The sequence below is a fragment of the Kribbella italica genome (assembly GCF_014205135.1).
GTDB classification, from domain to species: domain Bacteria; phylum Actinomycetota; class Actinomycetes; order Propionibacteriales; family Kribbellaceae; genus Kribbella; species Kribbella italica.
The window spans coordinates 6,427,148-6,444,332 of record NZ_JACHMY010000001.1 but is presented as its reverse complement, the minus strand read 5'-3'; the positions used below and the strand labels follow the sequence as shown (position 1 = coordinate 6,444,332).

Here is a 17,185-nt window from a genome sequence, read left to right as displayed (position 1 = left end):
CGCACCACCCTCTCCGGCGGCCTGAGGCCGTCCGGCCGGATCCGCACACCCTCCTTCTGATCCTTCGGGCCCGCACCCTGTCCCGGCGCGAGCCTGCTCACGAACACCACCCAGATCCCCAGGCGGCGCGAGCCTGCCCGAAAACGAGCGAGGAACCATGACACCAGCGATCGAGGTCCGCGGGCTGCACAAGTCCTACGGCGACCAGCGGGTGCTCGACGGCATCGACCTGACCGTTGCCCAAGGCACCATTTTCTCCCTGCTCGGCCCGAACGGCGCCGGCAAGACCACCGTGGTGAACATCCTGTCCACGTTGATCACCGCCGACGCCGGCGAGGTCCGGATCGACGGCACCGACCTGACCGCCGCGCCGGACACGGTCCGCGCCGCGATCGGCGTCACCGGCCAGTTCTCCGCGGTCGACGGCCTGCTCACCGGCGAGGAGAACCTGTGGCTGATGGCCGATCTGAACCACCTGGGCAAGGCGGCCGGCCGGCGTCGCGCCGCCGAGCTGCTGGAGCAGTTCGACCTGGTCGAGGCCGGCCAGAAGACGGCGATGTCGTACTCCGGTGGCATGAAGCGCCGCCTCGACCTGGCGATGACGCTGGTCGGCGAGCCGCGGATCATCTTCCTCGACGAGCCGACCACCGGGCTCGACCCGCGCAGCCGGCACAGCATGTGGCAGATCATCCGGCAGCTGGTCGCCGGAGGCGTGACGGTCTTCCTCACCACGCAGTACCTGGAGGAGGCCGATCAGCTGGCCGACCGGATCGCCGTGCTCGACCACGGTCAACTGGTTGCCCAGGGCACCCCGGAGGAGCTGAAGCGGCTCGTTCCCGGCGGCCACGTCCGGCTCCGCTTCACCGCGCCCGACGAGCTCGAGCTGGCCGCCCGCGTGCTGACGGCCGGCGTACCGGATCGCGACGCGCTGGTTCTGCAGGTCCCGAACGACGGTCGCGTGCAGTCCCTGCGTGACCTGCTGGCCCGGATCGACGACGCCTCGCTCGAGGTCGACGAGCTGACCGTGCACACCCCCGACCTGGACGACGTCTTCTTCGCCGTCACCGGTCACCCCACCGACGAGAAAGTGACGACCCGATGAGTACGACGACCGCGCAAGTTTCTGGTCACCCGCTGGCCGACACCGCGACCATGCTGCGCCGCAACCTGCGGCACCAGCAGCGCTACCCGGGGATGACGCTGAGCACGCTGATCAGCCCGGTGATCATGCTGCTGCTGTTCGGACTCGTCTTCGGCAAGACGTTCCAGGCCGGCATCGGCGGCGCCGGCTTCGACTACCTCGACTTCCTGGTGCCCGGCCTGCTGCTGGTCACGCTGGGCTCGGGCACCGTCCCGACCGCCGTCGCCGTCTGCACCGACATGACCGAAGGCATCGTGGCCCGGTTCCGGACGATGGCGATCTTCCGGCCGTCGGTGCTCGCCGGGCACGTGATCGGCAGTCTCCTGCAGACCCTGGTCAGCGTCGCGCTGCTGGTCGGCGTCGGCCTGCTGATGGGCTTCCGCCCGACGGCGACGTTCGGCCAGTGGCTGCTCGCGGCCGCCCTGATCGTCGGTACGGCGGTGGCGCTGACCTGGCTGGCCGTCGCGCTCGGTCTCACCTCCAAGACGCCGGAGGCGGCCAGCAACGTGGTGCTGCCGTTCAGCCTGATCCTGCCCTTCCTCAGCAGCACCTTCGTCCCGATCGACTCGATGCCGTCCGGTATCCGCTGGTTCGCCGAGTACCAGCCCTACACGCCGATCATCGAGACCCTGCGTGGGCTGCTGATCGGTACGCCGTACAGCGCCTCGGACGCCTGGCTCGCCGCGATCTGGTGCGTCGTGGTCGCGGTCGGTGGCTACCTGTGGTCCCGCCGCTCGTACAACAAGGGAACAGCGGCCTGACCTGCAGAAAGACCAGGTTTTGAGCGAGTGCTCAAAACCTGGTCTATGCTGCGTTCATGACCACTCCTGAGGAACCGCCACCTCCGGTCGCCTGGGCGAAGCGGCTGCCCGCCCTGCTGATCGTGGGATCGACCGCCGTCCTGGCCCCGCTGCTGCTGGCGAAGGCCGGCCGGCTCGACACCGCCGCGCTGTTCGTCGGCGCACCGCTCGCGATCGCCGTGGTGATCGCCCTCGCACCGCCCGCGAAGAGCCTGCACGGGCTGACCTTCCGGGTGGTCACGTTCGCGCTGATGATCACGTCGGCGTTCCTGCACGAGGGCGCCGCCTGCGTGCTGATGGCCTCGCCGCTCGTGTACGGCGTCGCGCACTTCGTCGCCGAGATCGTCCGCCAGTCCCGTATCCGTCAGGCCGGCCGGCGCTACCAGACCGCGCTCGCGATCTTCCCGCTGCTCATCGCCGGGCTCGAGGGCACGGCGTACCGGGTGGACCCGGTGCAGCAGGTCAGCACCGAGCGCGTGGTGGCGATGTCGCTCGGCGAGGTGCGCGACCAGCTCGCCGAGGGCCCGGACTTCTCCACCGAGCGGCCGTTCCTGCTCCGCCTCACCGGCTACCCGACGCCGACCTCGGCGACCGGTTCGCGCCTCGAGGTCGGGAGCCGGTGGACCTTCTCCCTGGCCGGCGACCCGATCAGCACCGAGGTGACCGCCCAGGACCCGCGGCAGATCGTGTTCAAGGTCGTCGCGGACCAGTCGAAGACCCAGCGCTGGTTGCACTGGCAGGGCGCAACGATCGACCTCACACCGCGGCCGGACGGCACGACGGCGGTCAAGCTGACCGTCTCGTTCACTCGCCGGCTCGACCCGAGCTGGTACTTCGGCCCGATCGAGTCCGCGATGGTCAGCGCCGGCCTCGCCCACTTCGCCGACAGCTTCGGGCTGCGGGAAGGCGCGACGGGCGATGACTGAACTGGTCCTGGTGCGATGGCTCTGCCTGATCGTTCCAGTGGTGCTGACCTGGGTGTTCTGGCGCAGACCGTCTCGGCAACGGGCCGGTGCCGCCTTGCTCGGCTTTCTCTTCGCCTTCGTCGCGCTCGGGGCAACCAACCGGTTGGTTGTTTGGCTGGGGTGGTGGGCGTTCGAGGAGGTGCCGGGGAGCTTCCTGGGGATGCCGTTTGATCTGTGGATCGGGTGGGCGCTGTGCTGGGGTGCGCTTCCCCCGCTGGTCGGGGGCCGCGACCATCAGATCGGCCTGCCGCGGGACCTGGTGATCTGGGTGCTGACCTGTGGATGGGTCGATCTGCTGCTGATGCCTCGGCTCGACGGGCTCGTGCAGCTCGGCCCGCACTGGCTGGTCGGCGAAGCCGTCCTGCTCGGCGTCGTTCTCGTCCCGGCCGTCCTGCTCGCCCGGTGGACCGTCACCCGCAAACAACTAACCGGTCGGTTGGTCGTCCAGCTGATCACCTTCACCGGGCTGGTCCTGTGGCTGTTGCCGTCGGCGGTGATGAGTGAGGGGGACGGTAGTTGGGGTCATCTGCTGGACGGGCCGGTCTGGCGGACGTCGCTCATCCTTCAGCTGATGGCCCTCGCCGCGGTCCCAGCGCTCGCCGCCGTGGCCGAGTTCGCCAGAGCCGGCGGTACGCCGTACCCGTGGGATCCGCCGCAGCGCCTCGTCACCACCGGCCCGTACGCCTACCTCGCCAACCCGATGCAGGCCTCGATCGTCGTCATGCTGGCCCTGCTCGCGATCGGTACGCAGAGCTGGTCGCTCGCACTGGCGACGGTCGGCACGGTCTCGTTCGCGCACTTCGTCGCCGATCCGCACGAGCGCGAGCAGCTCGCCGCCCGCGAGCCCGCCTGGCGCGCGTACGACCGCGAGGTCCGGCCGTGGATCCCGAGGCGCCGCCCGTACCAGCCGCAGGCCGAGCTCTACCTCGCCGAGACGTGCACGATCTGCGCGCAGACCAGGACCCTGATCGAGTCGACCAAGCCGGACGGCCTCACCATCACCGCAGCCGAGACGTATACGGTGGCTGGGCTACGGCGGGCCCTGTACGTCGGGCCGGACGGCCAACGCGCGAGCGGGCTCGGAGCGATCGCGCAGGCCTTCCAGCACAGCGGTCTCGGCTGGGCGTACGTCGGCTGGCTGATCGGGCTGCCCGTCGTACGGCCGCTGCTGCAACTGCTGCTCGACGGCATGGGTGGCGGTGAACGCGAACTGCCGGCCCGCCGACCGTGAAGGGAAGGGACCGATGGCGAAGACCACCCGAGCCGACCTGCTCGACGCCGCGCTGCGGACGATCGGCGAGCGTGGGTTCGCCGGAGCGTCGGCGCGCACGATCGCGACCGAGGCCGGGCAGAACCAGGCGCTGGTCTTCTACCACTTCGGTACCGTCCACGACCTGATCGCGGCCGCCTGCCGGGAGAGCACCGAGCAGCGTGTCGCGCTGTACCGGGACCGGTTCGACCAATCCACCACGTTCGCCGAGCTGCTCGCCGTCGGCCGTGCGGTGCACGTGACCGAGCACGCCGAGGGCAACGTCGCCGTCCTGGCGCAGATGCTCGCCGGTTCGCGTGGCAACGAGGTGGTCGGCGCGGCGGTCGCGGATGCGCTCAACCTGTGGGTGGTCGAGGTGGAGAAGACGCTCGCCCGGGTGCTCGCCGACAGCCCGTTGCTTCCGCTGGTCGATCTCGGTGGTCTGGCTCGCTCCATCTCGGCGGGGTTCGTCGGGATCGAACTCCTGGACGGCGTCGATCCCGAGGGTGCGACTCGGGCGCTCGCGTCGTTGGAGCAGCTCGCCGTTCTCACCGAGACCCTGCTGTCGGAGCTGGACAACCTCGGCCCGGTCACCAGCCGTCTGGTGAAGCGCCGGCTGAACGCACTCACCAACCCGTAGCCGCGGGGGCTCCCAACTGGTTGGCTCGCGTGCGGACGTGCGCGGGCACGAGCAGGTCGCAGTCGTCGTTGGTGATCGGCTCGTCGGCGACCACGCGCAGCGGGACGACGCCGGTCCAGTACGGCAGGTCGAGGTCCTCGGGATCGTCGTTCGCACCGCCGGTCCGGGTCTTCACCGAGGCCTCGGTCAGGTCGAGCGCGAGCACCGAGGTCTTCGCCAGCTCCTTCTTGTTCGGCCCGCGTGAACCGTGCGACCGGCCCGGCACCAGGTGGTCGACGATCACCGTCAGCCCGTGCAGCTTCTCGTCCGGGTCGGTCACCAGCCGCGGAGTCCCCAGTACGACGGCCGAGCGGTAGTTCACCGAGTGGTGGAACGCCGACCGGGCCAGCACGAGCCCGTCCACGTGCGTCACCGTCACGCAGATCGTCTGCTCCGGCGCCGCGACGACGCTCCGCGCGGCCACCGAGCCGTGCAGGTAGAGCGTCCCGTCCGGCCCGCGGTCGAGATCCACGCCGTACGCCGTGGGCAGCACCAGCGGATCGCCGTCGAGCACGACCGCGAAGTGGCAGAACATGCCGGCCTGCAGTACGTCGTACAGGGCCTGGCGGTCGGTGGCGGCGCGTTCCTTCGAGCGACGCAGCCGGGTTCGCGGGGTCGGGGACAAAGGAGTCGTGGTCATAGCTCGAGCGTGGCAGGGTAGTGGCATGGTGCCACGGTCCAATTCGAGAAGATTCGAGTAGTCCATTTGCGTACCTCGCTGCCGTTCACCGTGGACCGCGCCATCGGCGTCCCGCTGCATCTCCAGCTCGCCGAGCAGGTCCGGGCGGCGATCCGCGACGGCCGGATCCAGGCCGGGCATCGCCTGCCGTCCACCCGCGACCTGTCCCGCGAGGTCGAGGTGTCGCGGGCGGTCGCGCAAGCGGCGTACGACCAACTGCACGCGGAGGGCTGGATCGAAGGGCGCACGGGCTCGGGCACGTACGTCGCCGACGTGGCGCCGCTTCCACCGGCGGTGGTCCACCGTGCGCGACGGCATCAACCACCGGCGCCAGACCTTCTGACCCTCCGCCCCGGCATCCCCTTCATCAGCAAGACGACGGACCAAGGCTGGCGGCGGGCGTGGCGGGAGGTCTCCGCGCAGAACCCACCGCACGGGTACGCCGACGCCGCCGGTCTGCCTGAGCTTCGCACCGCGCTCGCCGAGCACGTCGGCCGGGTCCGCGGGCTCGCCTGCGGTCCGGAGAACCTGGTGATCACCAACGGCACCGTGCACGGCCTGCGCCTGCTGCTCTCGACCACACTCGCACCGGGGGACCGGATCGCGATGGAGGATCCCGGCTACGTCAACGCCGTGAAGGCCGCCCGGTCGCACGGGCTCGACGTCGTCGACGTACCGGTGGACGCGGACGGGCTGCGGGTCGGGACGCTCGGCGACGACCTCGCGGCGGTCTACGTGACGCCGTCGCACCAGTACCCGCTCGGCGGCCGGCTTCCCGTTGCCCGGCGCAACGAACTGATCCGCTGGGCGCGCCGGACCGGTGCCACGCTGATCGAGGACGACTACGACAGCGAGTTCCGGTACGACGTCGCGCCGCTGCCCGCGCTCGCCCAGCTCGATCTCGACCGCGTCGTCCACCTCGGCACGCTCTCCAAGATGCTCAGTCCGGCGCTCCGCCTGGGTTGGCTGGTCGCGTCCACGACCGTGGTCGACCGGATCGCCGCCTTCCGCGAGGACGCGAGCGACTGGCCGGCCTGGCCGATGCAGGCCGCCCTGCTCGCGATGCTGCGCGACGGCTACCTCGACCAACTCGTCCGCCGCTCCAGCCGCCTGTACGCCGACCGCCGCAACCTCACCTGCCGCATGCTCGCGCCGTACGGGCAGGTGGTCGGGCAGGACGCCGGGCTGCACATCACCCTGCTGCTGCCCGACCACGTCGACGATCGCGCCCTCGCCGCCAGGGCCCGCACCGCGGGCGTCGCGGTAGCTCCCCTCGCCGAGTACCGCCGAGGCATCCCTGGCCGCCCCGGCCTGGTAATCGGCTACGCGACACCGACCGACGAGGACCTGGTCAAGGCCCTCGAGATCCTGATCGACCTGCTCAGCTGAGTCAGGGTTTGGAGGGATTGTCCTTCAGCGGGGGTTGGACGACAGGCTTGTCGCCGTCCCAGGTGAGCTCGGACAGCCACATCGTGCGGCCGGGTGGATCCACGCCGACCAGTGCGGGATCCCAGGCGTGGTAGACGAACCAGTAGCGACCGTCCTTCTCCAGCACCATGTTGTGGCCCGGGCCGGCCGCGGCGTCCGAGGTGGTCAGGATCGGGTCGCCCGATTTGGTACACGGCCCGGCGGGTGTCGTGCAGAGTGCGTGGCCGACGGCGTACTCGGCCTTGTCGTAGGCGTTGGCGGAGTAGAACAGGTGGAACTTGCCGTTGCGCTCGACCACGTACGGCGCCTCGACCAGGTTGCCCTCCCAGGGGAGGTCCTGCTTGATCAGCCTGGTGGTCTCGCCGACCAGTTGGAGTCCGTCGGCCGACAGCTTGGAGACGTAGATCCAGGTGTCCATGCCGACCGCGTTGCCGTCGTTCTTCCAGTACAGCCAGCGCTGGCCGCTCGCGTCCTGGAAGGGACTCGCGTCGATCGATCCACCCTCACCTCCCTGACACACCAAGGGATTACTCGATTTGTCGACATATGGACCTTCGGGCCGGGTGGCGACCGCGACGCCGATGCACTGCCGGCCGGAGGCGTCGTTCGAACTCGTGTAGTACATGACGTACCGGTCGGGACCGTGGACGGCGACCTCGGGCGCCCAGACCTTGCCGGCCGAGGTCCACGCGGGCAGCTCCGGCAGTGCGTCGCCGACCTGCTCCCACGCGACCAGGTCGGCGGACTTCAGCGTCTGGATGTTGCCGAGCGGCCCGTTCGTCGCGAACGCGTAGAACGTCTCGCCGGCCGCGATCACCTGCGGGTCGGCGAAGTTGTTGTCGTAGACGGGGTTGGTGAATCCCACACTCGCTCCTTCTGACGGCGGGCCGGAGCCGCCGCAGGCCGCCAGCACGATGACCAGCAGCAGCGACGACCCCAGCCCGCGCAGCATCACTTGCTCTCGTAGAACCGCAGGTAGTCGAACGTTGCCACCGGCGCCGGGTTCGCGCCGGTGAACTCGCCGTGCGCGAACAGTCCGAGCCTCGGCGTCTCACCGGCCGGCAGCACCCACGACGCTCCCCAGACCCACTTCTTGCCGTCGACGCTCGTCCCGGCCTGGTAGACGTGCTCGCCCGCGGCGTTCTTGTGGAAGGCGAGCCGCATCCACAGGTCCTTCGCGGACCGGCCGATCGCGGCGCCGCCGTAGCTGGTCGCGCCGTCGGACTCACGGGCGACGAGCTCACGCCCGTACTCCGTCTGCCGGGTCCGCCAGATCGAGACGTCGCCGAGGCGGGCGAAGTCGTCGTCGTTGCGGTACGCGATCATCCCGGCCTGCTGGTAGTTGCGGATGTCGCCCTCCCCGAGATCGAGGTTCAGCTTGGTCTCGGCGATCCACCGGTCGGTGCTAGGCGTCTGGTGGAACAGCAGTCCGGCGGTGTTTCCGGAGCCGACCAGGTCGGCGTTCTGCAGCGGCCACGACAGCTTGCCGTTGGCAACTACCGCGTTGGCGTCCGGGCGAACCCACGACCAGCCGGCGCCGAGAGGGCCGCTGAACTCGTCCCCGGCCAGCAGCTTGCCCGGCTTCGGCTGCGGCGCCAGCGCCTTCACCGGCTTCGCCACCGGGCGGACGGTCAGGTTGTCGACCTCCGCCGAGCCGAGCCAGCTCACCGGCGCCGACTTCACCTTGAGCTTCGGTACGGCGAGCCGCGCCTCGGCGTACAGGTCGCCGAGCCCGGAGTCACTGAGCCGCGCAGTCACCACACCATCGACGACCTGGACGCTCAGCTTGTTCCACTGCGTCCGGTCGAAGTCGGCCGGGATCGTCGCGCTGGCGGTCTTCCCACCGGCGACGACCGTGATCTTGTGCGCCGAGACCGAGGCGACGACCGAACCACCGAGCACCGTGGTGAAGCTGTTGCCCAGCCGGACGTCGGCATCGACCCTGAGCGATCCGCCCGGCGCCGACTGCTTGGTCGCGGCCGCGCCCTTGAGCTGCGCGGTCGGCCCACCCAGCGCGTCACCAGTACGCCGGGTCGCGAGCCAGATCCCCGACGCCGGGTCGGCCGCCGTGATCCCGGCGCCGGAACCGGTCGTCGGCGCGGGCTGCGGGGTCTCCGAAGGACCGGCGCCCGCGCGGGTCCGCGGCCAGCCGTCGATCCAGTCGATCCGGTCGACCAGCATCGGCCGCCGGTTGATGCCGAACGGGTTGGTCAGCCACGGCTTCGCGCGGTCGATCGCGTGGTACAGGATGTGGTCCTGCCCGGCCGCGTCGGTGAAGAACGCGTGGTGGCCGGGGCCGATCCACTTGTTGCCGTTCTGGGTGAGGACGGTCGTCCCACCGACCCGGGACTCGTTCATGCTCGCGCCGTCGGCGTCGAGGAACGGGCCCTTGGGCGACTTGGACCGGCCGGCGAAGACGGAGTACCCGGTGGTCGGGCCCGCGCAGCAGTTCATCGACGAGGCCATCAGGTAGTACCAGCCGTCGCGGTAGACGACGTACGAGCCCTCGTACCGATCGCCGACGGTGACCTGGGTCGGCTCGCCGACTGCCTGCAGGCCGTCGGCGGTGACCTCGGTGACCGAGATGCCGCCGTAGAAGCCGCCGTAGTAGAGGTAGCGCTTGCCGTCGGCCGCGGTCAGCAGCGCGGGGTCGATGGTGTTGAACCAGCCGCCGTTGCCGTCGGACTTCGGCGTGACGACCGGTCCGCCGCTCGCGGTCCACGGACCGGCCGGCGTCGGCGCGGTCGCGACGCCGATCGAGTAGTCGCCGCCGGGGTTGGCCGCGGTGTCGGTGACAGTGAAGTACATGACGTACCGGCCGCCGAAGTAGCGGATGTCCGGCGCCCAGAAGAACGAGCCGGGCGCGGCCCAGGACGGCTTGGTCGCGTCGTTGAAGACCGTGCCGAGGTACTCCCAGGAGCCGAAGTCCTTGGTCCTGGCCATGTGCATCAGGCCGAAGGGACCACCGGAGACCAGAGGGTCGGAGGTGGCGTAGGCGTACCAGTAGCCGTCGCGGCCCTGGATGATCGCGGGGTCGGCGAAGGTGTCGGCGAAGGGCTTGGAGATGTCGTTGGTGGTGGTCACCGGTGGCGGCGGGGCCGCGACAGCGGCCGTCGTACCGGTGGCGACCGCTGCCACGGCTAGGGCCGCGGCAAGGAGACGTCTGGGAGGCACTGGCGGGTTCCTCTCGGGGAGTTTGTTCAGCCTTTGATGCCGCTGCGCGCGACACCTTCGATCACGTACCGCTGGACGAACACGTACAGGATCAGGACCGGTACGGCGGCGACGGTCGCGCCGGCCATGATCACCGGGTAGTCGGTCGTGTAGGCACCCTGCAGCAGGCTCAGACCGGCCGGCAGGGTGAGGCGTTCGGGACTGAAGAGCACGAACAGCGGCCAGACGAAGTCGTTCCAGTTCGCCAGGAACGACAGCACGGTCAGCGTGGCCAGGGCCGGCCGGGCGTTCGGCAGGATGATCCGGGTGAAGATCGTCCAGGCGTTCGCACCGTCGATCAGCGCGACCTCCTCGAGCTCCCTCGGGATGGCCAGGAAGAACTGGCGCATGAAGAACACCCCGAAGGCACCGGCCGCGCCGGGCACGACCAGCGCCCAGAACGTGTCCAGCCAGCCCAGGTTGTCCATCAGCAGGTAGTTCGGCATCAGGAAGACGAAGCCGGGCACGAACAGCGTCAGCAGGATGAAGCTGAAGATGAACTTCTTGAACCGGAACTCCATCCGGGCCAGGGCGTAGCCGGCCATCGAGGCGACCACGACGACCAGGACGGCGTGAAGGCTCGCCGCGGCGAAGCTGTTGAGGGCCCATCGCAGTACCGGGTTCTGCCCACCGGTGGTGAGCACCTCCCCGAAGGCACGGCCGCTCGGCTCCTGCGGGATCAGCGTCGGCGGGTCGGCCTGCGCCTCCCCGACGGACTTGAACGAGGTGATCACCATCCACAGCAACGGGACGACGACCAGCAAGGTCAGCAGCACCACCATCACCCAGAAGGCGGCGGACGGACGGCGCCTCATGACTTCCGCTCCCTCATCAGTCCGAACGTGATCAGCGCGACGACCGCGAGGCACAGCGCCAGCAGGTAGCTCATCGCCGCGGCCTGGCCCATCCGGAACTGGCTGAAGCCGACGTCGGTGATCACCATCAGCGCCGTGGTGGTCGTGTCACCCGGTCCGCCCTGCGTGATCAGCAACGCCTGGCCGAACATGTTGGCGCTGGCCAGCAGCGTGATGGTCACGATGAACACCGTGACCGGACGCAGTCCCGGCAGCGTGACGTTGCGGAACTTCTGCCACCCGTTCGCGCCGTCGAGCTCGGCCGCCTCGTACTGCTCGGCCGGGATGTCCTGCAGCCCGGCCAGGTAGATGATCGCGTTGAACCCGGTCGTCCACCACACCGTCACCGCGACCAGCGCGACGAACGCGTACGGCTGCTCGGTCGTCCAGCCGATCTCCGGGACGCCGAAGATCCCGAGGAACGCGTTCAGGATGCCGAACGTGGTGTCGAGGATGTAGCGGAACATCAAGCCGATCACCGCCACGCCCAGCACGTACGGCGCGAAGTACACCGCCCGGAAGAACGTCCGGCCCGGGAAGTGGCGGTTCAGCAGCACGGCCAGACCGAGCGGAACCGCCACCAGGAACGGCACCGACGCGATCGTGAAGATCCCGGTCGCCCGCATGCCGTGCCAGAACGGCTCGGCCGTCGCCGACAGCGGGTCGAAGAGATCCTTGTAGTTCTGCAGCCCGACGAACGGCTTGCCGGGCAGCTGGAAGTCCCAGTCGTGCAGGCTCATCCAGAGGCCGAAGACGGCCGGCCCGAGGACGAACACCGTGAACAGGACGAGGTACGGCGCGAGGAACAGGTACGGCGTGGCTCGCCCGTGACCTCTCATGCCCCGTACTTCTTGCGGTTGGCCTCCAGGATCTTGTCCGCCCGCGCGGCCGCGTCGGCCAGTGCCTTGGCGGGGTCGGTCTTCTGCAGCACCGCCTCGTTGACCGCCTTGTTCAGCTCGGCCAGCGCGTCGCCGATGCCCGGCACCGGCGGCGGGAAGTGCAGGTCGTCGATCTGCGTCGCCAGCGCGGCCTGATCGGTCAGCGCCTTGAAGTCGGCGGACTCACGGACCTGCTTGCGGGCCGGCACCTGGCCGCCCTTGGCCCACTCCAGCGACTTCTGGCTGACGTAGTTCACGAACACCCGGGCCGCGGTGGACTTGTTCTGGTCCGGCGTCTTCAGCTTCGGGAGGCAGAACTGGTGCGAACCGGCCCAGGCGGCCTTGGTCCCGCCGATGTTCGGCAGCGGGGCGACGCCCCACTCCAGTCCCTTCTTCTCCTTGAACGTGTTGATGTTCCAGATGCCGTTCCAGACGAAGGCGTTCTTGCCGTTCATCACCGCGATGTTGTCGGCGTCCTGCGCGACGTTCTTCGGGCTGTGCCCGTTCTTGACCAGGTCGCTGAACCAGGTCAGCGCCTTCACACCCGGCTCCTCGTGCCAGACCGTCTTCGACGAGTCCTCGTTGAACAGCTGCCCGCCGTACTGCCAGAGCAGGGCCTGCACGCTCAGGACACCGGTGAACGTGAACGGCGTGGCCCAGTGGCCCTGGATCCCCTTGCCCTTCAGGGCGTCCAGCGCGGCGGCGTACTCGTCGGCGGTGGCCGGCGGCTTGGCCGGGTCGAGACCGGCCTGGGTCATCAGCGTCTTGTTGTAGAAGAACCCGAGCGGGTGCACGTCGAGCGGGATGCCGTACCGCTTGCCGTCGTACTCGCCGGCCTTCCAGACCACGTCGGCGAAGTCCTCCTGCTTCAGTTCCAGCGCCTTGGCCACGTCGTCGAGCGGCTCGATCACGTTCCGGGCGGCGTTGGTGGCCAGCGAGTCGACGTGCATGATCGCGACGGCCGGGCCGCGGCCGCTGCTCACCGCGGTGGGCAGCTTGGTGTAGTAGTCGGACCACTGCATCACGGTCATCTTGACCTTGACGTTCGGGTGCTCGGTGTTGAACTGGTCGACCAGCTTGCGCATGAACGGGCCGTCACCGCCGGTGAAGCCGTTCCAGAAGTCCAGCTCGACGTTCGGGCCCTCGTAGCCCTTCGCGCCGCCGTCGCCGGTGGCGGGGGCCGCGCCGGGCTTGCCCGCCGAGCCTTCGCCGCAGCCGGCCAGGATGCCTGCCGCACCGAGTGCGCCGATACCGCCCAGCACGAGTCGCCGGTTGATGGTGTTCACCGTGTACCTCCAGGGGAGAGCCTGATCATGTGCCACGAGGCCGGAGGCAGCGTGGCGCGGCAGATGCCGTTGTCGATGCCGGTCCCGTCGACCGGTCGGGGGACGACCCGGTCCGGCTCGGCGGCGGTGTTCGCCGCTGACCGGTCGTCGTCGTACAGACCGAGGTGCTCGGTCAGGTGCAGCGGTCCCAGCGCGTGCAGCGGGACCTCGAGGTCGAGGGTTTCGGTTTCACTGCGGTTCACCACGAAGAGCACCACCTCGCCGGTGCTCTCCTCGTACGTCGCCGTGCTCCACAGGGCCGGTACGTCGCCGTACCGGGCGGTGTGGACGGTCGGCCCGGCGATCTCGGTCCGCAGGACGGTCGAACCGGCGTACTGGGCCGTGAGCGCGAACGGGTGGAACGTGGTCTGCCGCCAGGCGCGGCCACCGGGCTCGGTCCGGATCGGGCCGATCACGTTGACCAGTTGCGCGAGGCAAGCGATCTTCACCCGGTCGGCGTGCCGGAGCAGCGTGATCAGCAGGCTGCCGACCACGACCGCGTCGTCGACGCTGTAGGTGTCCTCGATCAGCGGGCTGACCTCGCGGACGTCGAGACCGAGCTCGCCGGGGAAACGCTGCTGGTACCAGACGTTCCACTCGTCGAAGGAGAGCGTGATCTCCTTGTCGCTGCGCTTCAGCGCCTTGACGTGGTCGGCCGTGGCGACGATCGACGTGATCATCGCGTCCATCTCCTCGGCGGCCGCCAGGAAGCTGGCCTGGTCGCCGTTCTTCGGTTCGTAGTACGCGTGCAGGCTGATGTGGTCGACCAGGTCGTAGGTGCGCTCGAGCACCGTGCGCTCCCAGTCGCCGAACGTCTCCATCTGCGCGTTGCTCGACCCGCAGGCGACCAGCTCGAGGCCCGGGTCGACCCGGCGCATCGCGTTCGCGGTCTCCTCGGCCAGCCGGGCGTACTCGTCGGCGGTCTTGTGGCCGATCTGCCAGGGACCGTCCATCTCGTTGCCCAGGCACCAGACCCGGATGTCGTGCGGCTCCTTCGTCCCGTTCGCGACCCGCCGGTCGGGCAGCTCGGTGCCGGCCGGGAGGTTGCAGTACGACAGCAGCTCGACGGCCGCCTGGATCCCCCGTGTGCCCAGGTTGACCGCCCAGATCGGGTCCACGCCGGCCTTGCGCGACCAGGCGACGAACTCGTCGGTGCCGAACTGGTTCGGCTCGATCGCCCGCCAGGCCAGGTCCAGCTTGCGCGGCCGGTCCTGCTTCGGGCCGACGCCGTCCTCCCAGTCGTAGTTGGAGACGAAGTTGCCGCCCGGGTAGCGGATCGCGGTCACCCCGAGCTCGCGGACCAGCGCCAGGACGTCGGTCCGGAACCCGTCCCGGTCGGCGTCCGGATGGTCCGGTTCGTAGATCCCGGTGTAGACGCAGCGGCCCATGTGCTCGACGAACGAGCCGAACAGGCGCCGGTCCAGGCTCCCGACCACGAATGCGGGGTCGACGGCGAGACGTGCCACTGGTTTTCCCCCTTGCGATCTTTACAACGTTTACCGAATCTGGTGTTGGGGGATTTTTACAACGATTGACATCCGCTGGCAAGAGCTGACCACTCACGGGCTGGTCCGGTCTGCGGAACGGCCGTGACAGACTCTGGCCGAGCGAGCAGGGGAAGGGACCACGATGGTGACGAGGCTGAGCGACGTGGCGGCACGGGCCGGCGTCTCGGTGAAGACGGTGTCGAACGTCATCAACGACTACCCGCACATCACCTCGCAGACCCGGGCCAAGGTCCAGGCGGCGATCGAGGAGCTCGACTACCGGCCGAACGTCAGCGCCCGGTCGCTGCGCAAGGGCCGCTCGGACTTCATCGCGCTGGCGATCCCCGAGATGGCGTCGCCGTACTTCGCCGAGCTCGGCGCGGCGATCTCCCGGGCGGCCAAGAAGCGCGGGATCACCGTGCTGATCGACCAGACCGAGGGCGAGGCGGCGGCCGAGAAGCTGGTCCTGGACGGGATGCGCGGCCAGCTGATCGACGGCATCATCTTCTCCCCGATCACCACCTCGCCGGCCCGGATCGGCGAGACCGAGACGGCCAAGCCGATCGTGCTGCTCGGCGAGCGCGACGCCGGCGGCCGGCTCGACCGGGTCGCGGTCGACTCGGTCCAGGCGTCGTACGACGCGACGACGCACCTGATCTCGCTCGGCCGGCGGCGGATCGCCGCGATCGGGGTCGGTGGGGGCGCGGGCACCGGATCGGTCCGCCGTCGCGGTTACCGGAAGGCCTTGAAGGCCGCCGGGATCGCGCACGACCCGGCGCTGGAGCTGGCCGGGACCGGATACCACCGCGAGGACGGCGCCGCCTCGATGCGCGAGCTGCTCGCGCTGCCGGAGCCGCCGGACGCGGTGTTCTGCTTCAACGACCTGCTGGCCCTCGGAGCCCTGCGGACGCTCGCCGACGCCGGCTTGTCGGTGCCGGACGACGTCGCCGTGGTCGGTTTCGACGACATCGAGGACGGCCGGTACCACTCGCCGTCGCTGACCACGATCGCGCCGGACATGGAATGGCTCGCCGACCACGCCGTCGAGCTGCTGCTCGACCGGATCGCCGGCAACGGTGAGGCCGCGCGCCGCGACCTCACCGTGCCGCACACGTTGACGATCCGGGAGTCGACCTCGAGCTAGAAGCCGGCCGCGCAGGTCGTCAGGTTCGCCGTCACGCTCGCGCCGCGGGCGACCGTGACCTGCCGGGTCTCCAGGACCTGACCGGACGGGCGTTCACAGGTCAGCGTCCACGACTCGGTGCCGCCCTGCTGGACGACGGTCGGCCGGGTCGACGGGTTGGTGTGCCAGGTGTAGGTGCCGCCGGCCGGGACCACCATCGTGGAGTCCAGTACGTCGGGCAGCTGCGTGCCGTTCCAGGTCTTGGTGGTGAACGACTTCTTCAGCCGGAGTACCGCGCCGGCCGGGCCCGAGCCGGTGACGATCGAGTGCCGGGCCGGGTTGATGGTGGACTCGGCCGCGAGCAGGAAGGCCGAGCGGTTGCCCTTGCCCGCCGTACTGCCGGTGCCGAAGTAGTAGTTCACGACGTTCGAGAACGCCGGGTGGAAGCTGTTCGCCCCGTGCTCGAAGGTGAAGCCGAGACCGCCGGTCGCGTAGTACGACCAGTCCTCGGTGGTGCCGGTGGTGTCGTACAGCTCGTAGCTGAACTGGCTGTCGTACCCGTTCTGCGCGGCCATCTGGTCACCGAGTGCCTTGTAGATGCTCTCGTCCGGAGTGGGGCCGGCACCGGCGTACCCGGGCTCGCGGAGGACCAGGTTCGAGTAGGTGTGGTTGGTGATCAGCGTGGTCACCTGGTGCGCGGAGACGAACGCCTGGACGTTGCGCGACTCGGGCTCGCTGAACGCACTCGCGCCGCGGTAGGTCTCCGAGGTCAGGCTGCTGGACGCGCCCGGTCCGCCCCAGAAGCCGGAGTAGTTGCGGTTCAGGTCGGTGCCGCGGGAGCGGTTGGCCGACTGCGCGCACTGGCCGGCGGTCGGGAGCTGGCCGTTGGTGATCCGGCAGTTCTTCCGCTTCAGCTCGTAGCCGAGGGTGCGGCTGAGGTTGAAGCCGTCCGGGTTGACCACGGGCACGAAGACGACGCGGGCCTTGTCGAGGATGTTCGTGATCCGCGGGTCGACGCCGTCGTTCTTCAGCAGGTCGTACGCGAACTCCAGCGTCAGCTCGCCCGACGGCCACTCGCGCGCGTGGTGCAGGCCGAGCATGAGGAAGACGGGCTTGCCGTTGCTGACGTTGACGTCGCGGGTGACCTCGATGCCGCGGATCGCGCGGTTCTCCAGCGAGTTGTTCTTCAGCGTGAACTGCTTGACCTTCGTCGGGTACTGGGTGGCGAGCGCGGCCATGTCGCTGGTGTAGTCGGCCAGCTGCCGGTACGCCGTCCGGCCGCTCGGCAGCGTGGCCGCGATCGCCTTGTTCCGCACGGCTTTCGCGTACGCCGCGTCGGCGGCCTCGCGCTCGCGGTCGGCGCC

General features: G+C 69.6%; 15 protein-coding genes. 7 read left to right on the top strand and 8 right to left on the bottom strand.

Annotated elements, in window-relative coordinates; translation table 11 throughout:
• The first annotated feature begins 157 nt into the window (after nucleotides 1–157).
• The 5 genes from HDA39_RS30020 to HDA39_RS30000 are packed head-to-tail and all read left to right on the top strand — an operon-like array spanning nucleotide 158 to nucleotide 4,795.
• On the top strand, nucleotides 158–1,102 hold the full coding sequence (locus HDA39_RS30020; RefSeq protein WP_184800872.1) for an ATP-binding cassette domain-containing protein: 945 nt from the start codon (nucleotides 158–160) through the stop codon (nucleotides 1,100–1,102).
• Nucleotides 1,099–1,902 (top strand): ABC transporter permease, encoded by an 804-nt coding sequence (locus tag HDA39_RS30015; protein WP_184800870.1) that lies wholly within the window; start codon nucleotides 1,099–1,101, stop codon nucleotides 1,900–1,902. The genes HDA39_RS30020 and HDA39_RS30015 overlap by 4 nt, the downstream gene beginning before the upstream one ends.
• Nucleotides 1,903–1,958: 56 nt before the next feature.
• Nucleotides 1,959–2,867: an SRPBCC family protein gene (locus HDA39_RS30010; protein WP_184800868.1), complete on the top strand. Its 909-nt coding sequence runs from the start codon at nucleotides 1,959–1,961 to the stop codon at nucleotides 2,865–2,867.
• Nucleotides 2,860–4,137 carry a methyltransferase gene (locus HDA39_RS30005; RefSeq protein WP_184800866.1) on the top strand — a complete coding sequence of 426 codons (1,278 nt, stop codon included), beginning with the start codon at nucleotides 2,860–2,862 and terminating at the stop codon, nucleotides 4,135–4,137. Before HDA39_RS30010 ends, HDA39_RS30005 begins: the two co-directional genes overlap by 8 nt.
• 13 nt (nucleotides 4,138–4,150) lie before the next feature.
• Complete coding sequence (locus HDA39_RS30000) at nucleotides 4,151–4,795, top strand: TetR/AcrR family transcriptional regulator (RefSeq protein WP_184800864.1); 645 nt, start codon at nucleotides 4,151–4,153, stop codon at nucleotides 4,793–4,795.
• Here the strand turns inward: HDA39_RS30000 and HDA39_RS29995 are convergent.
• Entirely contained in the window at nucleotides 4,782–5,474 is a 693-nt protein-coding gene (locus HDA39_RS29995) for a pyridoxamine 5'-phosphate oxidase family protein (RefSeq protein WP_184800862.1), read from the bottom strand. The two genes, HDA39_RS30000 and HDA39_RS29995, sit on opposite strands and share 14 nt — an antisense overlap.
• A gap of 66 nt (nucleotides 5,475–5,540) precedes the next feature.
• Here HDA39_RS29995 and pdxR point away from each other — a divergent pair, with 66 nt between their 5' ends.
• Entirely contained in the window at nucleotides 5,541–6,902 is a 1,362-nt protein-coding gene (gene pdxR, locus HDA39_RS29990) for a MocR-like pyridoxine biosynthesis transcription factor PdxR (protein WP_184800860.1), read from the top strand.
• 1 nt (nucleotide 6,903) lies between these two features.
• On the opposite strand, the gene HDA39_RS29985 is transcribed toward pdxR, so the two are convergent.
• Genes HDA39_RS29985 through arfA form a run of 6 tightly spaced genes read right to left on the bottom strand, consistent with a single transcriptional unit; the run spans nucleotide 6,904 to nucleotide 14,677 of the window.
• Nucleotides 6,904–7,893 (bottom strand): glycoside hydrolase family 43 protein, encoded by a 990-nt coding sequence (locus tag HDA39_RS29985; RefSeq protein ID WP_184800858.1) that lies wholly within the window; start codon nucleotides 7,891–7,893, stop codon nucleotides 6,904–6,906.
• Entirely contained in the window at nucleotides 7,893–10,115 is a 2,223-nt protein-coding gene (locus HDA39_RS29980) for a family 43 glycosylhydrolase (RefSeq protein WP_337925951.1), read from the bottom strand. Before HDA39_RS29980 ends, HDA39_RS29985 begins: the two co-directional genes overlap by 1 nt.
• 26 nt (nucleotides 10,116–10,141) lie before the next feature.
• Nucleotides 10,142–10,969 carry a carbohydrate ABC transporter permease gene (locus tag HDA39_RS29975; RefSeq protein WP_184800856.1) on the bottom strand — a complete coding sequence of 276 codons (828 nt, stop codon included), beginning with the start codon at nucleotides 10,967–10,969 and terminating at the stop codon, nucleotides 10,142–10,144.
• Nucleotides 10,966–11,847: a carbohydrate ABC transporter permease gene (locus HDA39_RS29970; RefSeq protein ID WP_184800854.1), complete on the bottom strand. Its 882-nt coding sequence runs from the start codon at nucleotides 11,845–11,847 to the stop codon at nucleotides 10,966–10,968. Before HDA39_RS29970 ends, HDA39_RS29975 begins: the two co-directional genes overlap by 4 nt.
• On the bottom strand, nucleotides 11,844–13,172 hold the full coding sequence (locus tag HDA39_RS29965; protein WP_184800852.1) for an extracellular solute-binding protein: 1,329 nt from the start codon (nucleotides 13,170–13,172) through the stop codon (nucleotides 11,844–11,846). Before HDA39_RS29965 ends, HDA39_RS29970 begins: the two co-directional genes overlap by 4 nt.
• Nucleotides 13,169–14,677 (bottom strand): arabinosylfuranosidase ArfA, encoded by a 1,509-nt coding sequence (arfA, locus tag HDA39_RS29960; RefSeq protein WP_184800850.1) that lies wholly within the window; start codon nucleotides 14,675–14,677, stop codon nucleotides 13,169–13,171. The genes HDA39_RS29965 and arfA overlap by 4 nt, the downstream gene beginning before the upstream one ends.
• Nucleotides 14,678–14,840: 163 nt before the next feature.
• Between arfA and HDA39_RS29955 the strand changes: the two genes are divergently transcribed.
• A complete protein-coding gene (locus HDA39_RS29955; protein ID WP_184800849.1) occupies nucleotides 14,841–15,842 on the top strand; it encodes a LacI family DNA-binding transcriptional regulator in 1,002 nt (333 codons plus the stop codon).
• Here the strand turns inward: HDA39_RS29955 and HDA39_RS29950 are convergent.
• Nucleotides 15,839–17,137, bottom strand: coding sequence for a M14 family zinc carboxypeptidase (locus HDA39_RS29950; protein WP_184800847.1), 1,299 nt, complete (start codon nucleotides 17,135–17,137; stop codon nucleotides 15,839–15,841). The genes HDA39_RS29955 and HDA39_RS29950 overlap by 4 nt on opposite strands.
• Nucleotides 17,138–17,185 lie beyond the last annotated feature (48 nt).

What these genes read in the sequence shown, in the direction of transcription:
- HDA39_RS30020 (WP_184800872.1), top strand. Translation starts at nt 158, where the DNA reads ATGACACCAGCGATCGAGGTCCGCGGGCTGCACAAGTCCTACGGCGAC.
- HDA39_RS30015 (WP_184800870.1), top strand. Translation starts at nt 1,099, where the DNA reads ATGAGTACGACGACCGCGCAAGTTTCTGGTCACCCGCTGGCCGACACC.
- HDA39_RS30010 (WP_184800868.1), top strand. Translation starts at nt 1,959, where the DNA reads ATGACCACTCCTGAGGAACCGCCACCTCCGGTCGCCTGGGCGAAGCGG.
- HDA39_RS30005 (WP_184800866.1), top strand. Translation starts at nt 2,860, where the DNA reads ATGACTGAACTGGTCCTGGTGCGATGGCTCTGCCTGATCGTTCCAGTG.
- HDA39_RS30000 (WP_184800864.1), top strand. Translation starts at nt 4,151, where the DNA reads ATGGCGAAGACCACCCGAGCCGACCTGCTCGACGCCGCGCTGCGGACG.
- HDA39_RS29995 (WP_184800862.1), bottom strand. Translation starts at nt 5,474, where the DNA reads ATGACCACGACTCCTTTGTCCCCGACCCCGCGAACCCGGCTGCGTCGC.
- HDA39_RS29985 (WP_184800858.1), bottom strand. Translation starts at nt 7,893, where the DNA reads ATGCTGCGCGGGCTGGGGTCGTCGCTGCTGCTGGTCATCGTGCTGGCG.
- HDA39_RS29975 (WP_184800856.1), bottom strand. Translation starts at nt 10,969, where the DNA reads ATGAGGCGCCGTCCGTCCGCCGCCTTCTGGGTGATGGTGGTGCTGCTG.
- HDA39_RS29970 (WP_184800854.1), bottom strand. Translation starts at nt 11,847, where the DNA reads ATGAGAGGTCACGGGCGAGCCACGCCGTACCTGTTCCTCGCGCCGTAC.
- HDA39_RS29955 (WP_184800849.1), top strand. Translation starts at nt 14,841, where the DNA reads ATGGTGACGAGGCTGAGCGACGTGGCGGCACGGGCCGGCGTCTCGGTG.